At 61.4% G+C, this 5,496-nt stretch carries 4 protein-coding genes and 3 pseudogenes; 2 read left to right on the forward strand and 5 right to left on the reverse strand.

The features are described from left to right. A pseudogene (locus ABZ624_RS41840) lies at positions 1 to 85 on the forward strand (IS5/IS1182 family transposase); the annotation flags it as partial. Between the two features lie 10 nt (positions 86 to 95). On the opposite strand, the pseudogene ABZ624_RS41845 reads toward ABZ624_RS41840, so the two are convergent. Together ABZ624_RS41845 and ABZ624_RS41850 are read right to left on the reverse strand one after the other, a co-directional pair. Beyond that, positions 96 to 542, reverse strand: a pseudogene (locus tag ABZ624_RS41845) (helix-turn-helix domain-containing protein); the annotation flags it as partial. Between the two features lie 60 nt (positions 543 to 602). Further along, positions 603 to 1,197, reverse strand: a pseudogene (locus ABZ624_RS41850) (IS630 family transposase); the annotation flags it as partial. A gap of 113 nt (positions 1,198 to 1,310) precedes the next feature. Here ABZ624_RS41850 and ABZ624_RS41855 point away from each other — a divergent pair. After that, a complete protein-coding gene (locus ABZ624_RS41855) occupies positions 1,311 to 1,712 on the forward strand; it encodes a transposase (RefSeq protein ID WP_360100791.1) in 402 nt (133 codons plus the stop codon). Between the two features lie 191 nt (positions 1,713 to 1,903). Here the strand turns inward: ABZ624_RS41855 and ABZ624_RS41860 are convergent, their stop codons facing one another. The 3 genes from ABZ624_RS41860 to ABZ624_RS41870 form a co-directional block, all read right to left on the reverse strand. Next, on the reverse strand, positions 1,904 to 2,167 hold the full coding sequence (locus tag ABZ624_RS41860) for a hypothetical protein (RefSeq protein WP_360100794.1): 264 nt from the start codon (positions 2,165 to 2,167) through the stop codon (positions 1,904 to 1,906). A 520-nt stretch (positions 2,168 to 2,687) separates the two neighbouring features. Beyond that, positions 2,688 to 4,370 carry a hypothetical protein gene (locus tag ABZ624_RS41865; RefSeq protein WP_360100797.1) on the reverse strand — a complete coding sequence of 561 codons (1,683 nt, stop codon included), beginning with the start codon at positions 4,368 to 4,370 and terminating at the stop codon, positions 2,688 to 2,690. A 111-nt stretch (positions 4,371 to 4,481) separates the two neighbouring features. Then, a complete protein-coding gene (locus ABZ624_RS41870; protein ID WP_360100800.1) occupies positions 4,482 to 4,670 on the reverse strand; it encodes a hypothetical protein in 189 nt (62 codons plus the stop codon). Positions 4,671 to 5,496 lie beyond the last annotated feature (826 nt).

Here is a 5,496-nt window from a genome sequence, read left to right on the forward strand (position 1 = left end):
ACGGCGAGCACGCTGCTCCACCCGCCGCATCAGCACAGCAGTTCAAGCCGTCCACACCCTGATGACCTGCACATATTCAGGATGAAAACGGTTCATTGAAAGGAGACGCCCTCCTCGCGGAGCAGGATGCGCAGGCCCTCGTGGCTGATGTCGTCGACCACCCCCTCGGCGACCAGGAAGTCGGCCAGCTTGGCCAGGCTCCAGGTCGAGAACGGCAGGCCGTGCTCGGCCGGCCTGGACTTGGCAATCTTCTTGATCTCCCGGCGTTCCGGGAGGGTGAATGTTCTCGGCCGGCCGCCTTTGTACTTGGGGTGGAGCGCCTCGAAGCCGTCGGTGTTGAAGTTGTGGATCACGTCCCGGACCCGGTCGTCGCTGGTGAATGTCACCTCGGCGACCTTCGTCACGGGCATGCCTTGGGCGGATAACAGCACCATCTGGGCCCGCCGCCAGGTCACCACCGAGCCGGTGCCTCTGCGGATGAACCGCAGCAACCGCCTGCCCTCGTCGTCATCAATCTCCCGGACCCGTACGCGTTCAGCCACGTGATCATTCTGGCCGTCCGGCGCCGCCCGGCGCAGCAATCGGGCGACATCACGGTTCAGATATCCTGCGAGGCGTTCGAGGATCTCGTCCGCGGTCTTCGTCCAGACGAAGGGTTTCGGGTCTTCGTTCCAGGTGTTGATCCAGTTCCGGATGTCCTTCTCCAGGGACTGGACGTTCCTGTGGGCACCTCGTCGTATCTGTTTGTCCGTCAGCAGCGCGAACCACCGCTCGACCTGGTTGAGCCAGGAGGAGCTGGTAGGCGTGAAGTGCACAGGGAAGCGGGGGTGCGGTCAGCCATCGCTGGATGGCCGGGGTCTTGTGCGTCGAGGCGTTGTCGCAGATCAGATGCACGTCCAGGCCCGCGGGTATCTCCTTGTGGATGCGGACGAGGAACTTCTTGAACTCCACGGAACGGTGCCGGCGGTGGATCTGGCCGATCACCTCGCCGGTAGCAGTGTTCAGCGCGGCGGACAGTGTGGTGACGCCGCCGCGCACGTAGTCGTGAGTACGGCGCTCTGGCATGCCCGGCAGCACCGGAGCCGGCCGATCCAGCGCCTGGATCTGCGTCTTCTCATCCACACACAGCACCAGCGCATGCTCGGGCGGGGCGAGATACAGGCCGACCACATCGCGGACCCTCTCGATGAACTGCGGACGGTGTTATCAAGTTGAGGGGTGGGGTGCGATGATCTTGGTGTGGATCGTCGCACCCCACCGCTCAACTTTGATAACACCGCCACCAGCCCACCAGGCAGCGCGAACGTGCGATGAAAGGCTTCCGCTCACCCGGCCCGGCCCAAAGTTCAAAGACCTGTCACCAGCACCGCAGCTGCCTGCGCAAACGCGCCGAGGAGGAGACGGAGACCGAGGTGCCGGAGCCGTCCCCGGTGTTGTTACCGCCCGCAGCGTTGCCCCGCAGCCAGATCATCGAACGCGCCGAATACCTGCTGCTGGAGTGGATCCGGCAGGCCGAGCAGGATACACCGAAGCCTATGAGGGGCTTCGCCGGCTTGCTCCGCCAGGACCTCGACGCTGACACCGCCGGCCTCACCCTCCCCTGGAGTTCCGGCGTCGTCGAAGGACACGTGAACCGGGTGAAAACGCTCAAGCGAGCCACGTATGGCCGAGCCTCGTTCGAACTCCTGCGGACCCGCATCCTCACCCAGTGATGAGCATCACGAAACTGCGGACAGAGCCAAATTTAAATAGCCCCATCAAAGACGACTCCTTGCCCATACAGGTATGTCTAGTCGACTGTGCTGCTGGCGAGACGCGAAGTGCCTGGCTCACAATCGGATGACGCAGAGCTCGCGATCAGACGTAAGTCGGCCCCTTCAGCGATCCTCGAGCAGGAACGCCGTCAAGACCAGTCGCCGATGGCTCTACGGGCTTCATCACTAATGTCCCTCTCAAGGATCACCCACGTGGCGCCCGGCCCGAAATCTCTTATCAACTTCAAATATCCGACCCGCTCCAATGCCTCGGTCACCCTGACCACTTCAGTGAGTTCGAGGCCCGCCCCATCAGCGATCTCCTGAAGCTCAAAATCCTGATGTCCGGCCCATACACGCTGCCTGACGGCCAAAAGGACTGTGCGCTCCCGCTCGTCTAAGTTATCCGGCATGTCATGGCTCCTCCGCTGAATTGGGTGGCGGCAGCGCTGCTGCCACGCGCATGGTCCACAGCTCCGACAAGACCGGAGCGGCTATAACTGCCACCGTCCTCGACGGCGGATACAGCAGCGGCGCGCATACCGCCGGTATGCGATGCCACAGCAGCATCGGCACCCCGGGCAGCCGAGGGGCGCGGCCGATACGTCACACATCTCCGACTCTCCTTACCCATCGGCCGGCTTCATGGCGTACCGGCATGGCGGGAGCCGGCTCCTTGAACGCCTTGTCAAGATCCAAGCGAGTGACGGCAGGCACAGCAACCGACTCCAGGTCGAGCCTTCTCGGCCAGCGCCCGGCTCACCTCGGTGCTGGTCCCCACCACGCAATGACGTGCGACCTGCCACGAAGTGCAACATGGCTGCTGCCCCCGGGCTGCTCGTCGGCCAGATGTGCGGGGACGCGCCAGGCGACAGTACGCAGCTGGCACCGGACCCCGGCACCCACTGGCAGACCAGTCGCGGCCCCGGACAACTACTTCCCGTAACCCTCCCGGCGATTCTCGTCGCGGAACTCGGCATCACGCCTGTTCCGGCGCTCTTCCTCGCTGCGGTCGTCGGAGCGGATCGAGTCCGTTCGCCGGTCGAGGGTGAGGCCATCCGAGTGAATGGGGTCCGAGCGCCGGTCGAGGGTGAAGTCGCCAGAGCGAACAGGACCCGAGCGTCGACCGAAGGGAGAGTCGGCGGCTACACGCTTCCCTTCCCTGTCCATGACCGCCTGCCGGCCCTGGTCAGAGCTATAACGCTCACGCTCCGCACCCACGCGCCGGACCTCCTCAGTCTTCCGGACCAGCTGCTCCTGCCCGCTGACCTCTCGGTTCATCACCGAGTGACTATCGTCCTGGCCGCTCCGGCCCTGGGAGCGATCACGCTGAGGTACCCGGGAGGCTGGCTCAATGTCCTTATGTGACTGCTGCCTCGCAGCCGACTTGGACTCCTTTTTCCATCTATCGGTCCTTACCCATCCTGCCTTCGGATCATGGATGTACCAACCGTCAGCGCTGAGGTACGGCTTTGACTCGTACTTGCCATGCCATGCTGCATACGGCACCCACGATTGCCTCACCGGATCCCACCCCTGCTTCCAGTCAGAACTCGGACGCGCCCAGTTCGAATAATCGGGCTTCTGCGCCGACTGTCCGCGAATACTCGCTGCGAACTTTTTATTCCACATATCACGCAATTCCCACCCGCGGGTATCCGGGTCGTAACCATACAGCCCGTCGGCACTGAGATACGGCTTTAACCCGTACTTGGTATGCCATGCTGCATACGGCACCCACGATTGCCTCACCGGATCCCACCCCTGCTTCCGGTCAGAACTCGAGTGCGGCAAGCTGGGGTCGAGGGGGCGATGGTTACCGGCTCCAGGCTGGATCCTATCCCGCTCGTAGAGATTCCTTATCTCCGACCGATAGAGCTTCCTTACGAAATCCACCTCGCCCGGGTCCGGCTCAATCGACTCCGGCCAATTGGTACCCCCAATGTCCACCTGAGGATATTTCAGGTCGCCCGTACGCATGACTTCTCCGGGACGTACTGACTTCTGCGGGTGATCCAACCCTAACGTGTGCCCCATTTCATGGAGGACCGTATTCATATTTCCTTTCCACACATCGTTCCTCCATTCATCAAAGTTGCGCACTAAATGCCATTGAGGTAAGCCATGCGCGGCAATGCCCCTCACCATCGGATAATAGTTGAAACGCGGGCCGTAGTGTCGATCCCAAAACCTCTTGATTGTTTGATCGTCGAATGACGCCATGTCGAGCCTCAGGAGGTCAACGTTCGGGCCGGCGTAACCCAACGTGCCATTACGCACATTACCGTCTGTCCAATTTTGATATACACCCTTTATTTGGGCGGATCCTCCCAATTTCACCTTTTCTGCGGGGGTGAGGTCATTCCACACACCAAGAAGCCCACGCCCTTTCCCTACGAGTTTGTCGTTCCAGATTTGAATGGCTTTCCGGAAGACCGTCTGCGTTTGTGGATTGAGGCTGCCGAGGTCGTAATAAATGCGGCCATCGGCACTTTTTACAGTAGTCTTGCCGCCGATAGGCTTCGGCATGGCAGAGCTGACGGAGGCATCTGCTATTTGTAAGACACTCGTTACAGCCATGGCGACGGTCGCCGCGCAAAGGGTGTGCTTAGTCATGCGATTATTCGTCTTGCCAGCATGATTCTCCAGGCGGTGCCGACCCTGCCGCTTCCTCGGACTAGTCATCTTCATCCTTTCCCTGTTGCCACGCTCGCGTCGAGGTGGATCTCACTCAGTCACCTTCTGGCCCAGCTTGTTGGCCGCGTTGCCCTCCGGCAGGATGCCTACCTTTACCGCGAGGCCGGCGTGCGTGAATCGAATTTCCGATTCAAATCGGCCAACGCCAATCGATAGGAAATTTCTCAAAGAGTGGCCGGAACTCACCGAGGGGAATTCGCCACGCGCCTTACGGTGCATTTCAGACGGCGTTCCTCAAGCGCTTGCGTGAAGGTGCCCGGCTCTCACGCACGCGTAAAGCGCGTGTCGACTGGTAGCGCAGCCTCAACCCTGTACGCCCCACGCGTCCGGCGCGCTGGTTGCACTGCCCGCCGTCTGGTGCCTGCCGCCCGGCAGCTGGGACGCCAGAACCGACCTGCCGGAATTCCGGTTTTCACCCTGCGTAGGCCCTTCCTGATACGGGATCGAGCCGGGTGACGGAGTTCTCCCCCGGAGGTCTGACTCGTCGCGGTCGAACCGGGCAGCGGGCCCTTGAGGCTGAAGCCGGCGGCTTACTGACACCGAACCCCTACACGCGCCGTACTCGCTCAGCCCGCCCATTGCGGAGCGCGCAAACAGCAAGCGACGACCTGTTAATACGATTCCCATTCTCGTTCCTACGAAATGACGTCCAGTCAGCACATCCAAGTTCCGTGCGCCCGTTGACCGGGAAATAGGTCTGAGGAAATCTGTTCCTGATCCAGATGCTCAGTCTTGCCGCCTTGGCCTCGGTTGGCTATATGGACATCCCCCACATCCGTCAGCAATCCTATGTTAAGGATTCACATTCCCACGATGGAATCGGATCCTTGCAAAGAGCCGGCATCTGGACAGTTCTGAGGTTTCTACGCCAGCCCGCTGAGTGGACAATCGCCGCGACTTGTCGTGACGGCCTGTCGGCGCCCCAGTCCAGCTGTCGCCTTGATCGCTGGGACACTGAGCCTTTTCCAACCTGCCTCTGAGGTACGGCGGTTGGGCTGACAACGTGGTGAAGCCCCTGGTAGACGAGTTTTCGACCAAGAGAACC

It is taken from the genome of Streptomyces sp. NPDC007205, from assembly GCF_040634095.1.
GTDB lineage: Bacteria > Actinomycetota > Actinomycetes > Streptomycetales > Streptomycetaceae > Streptomyces.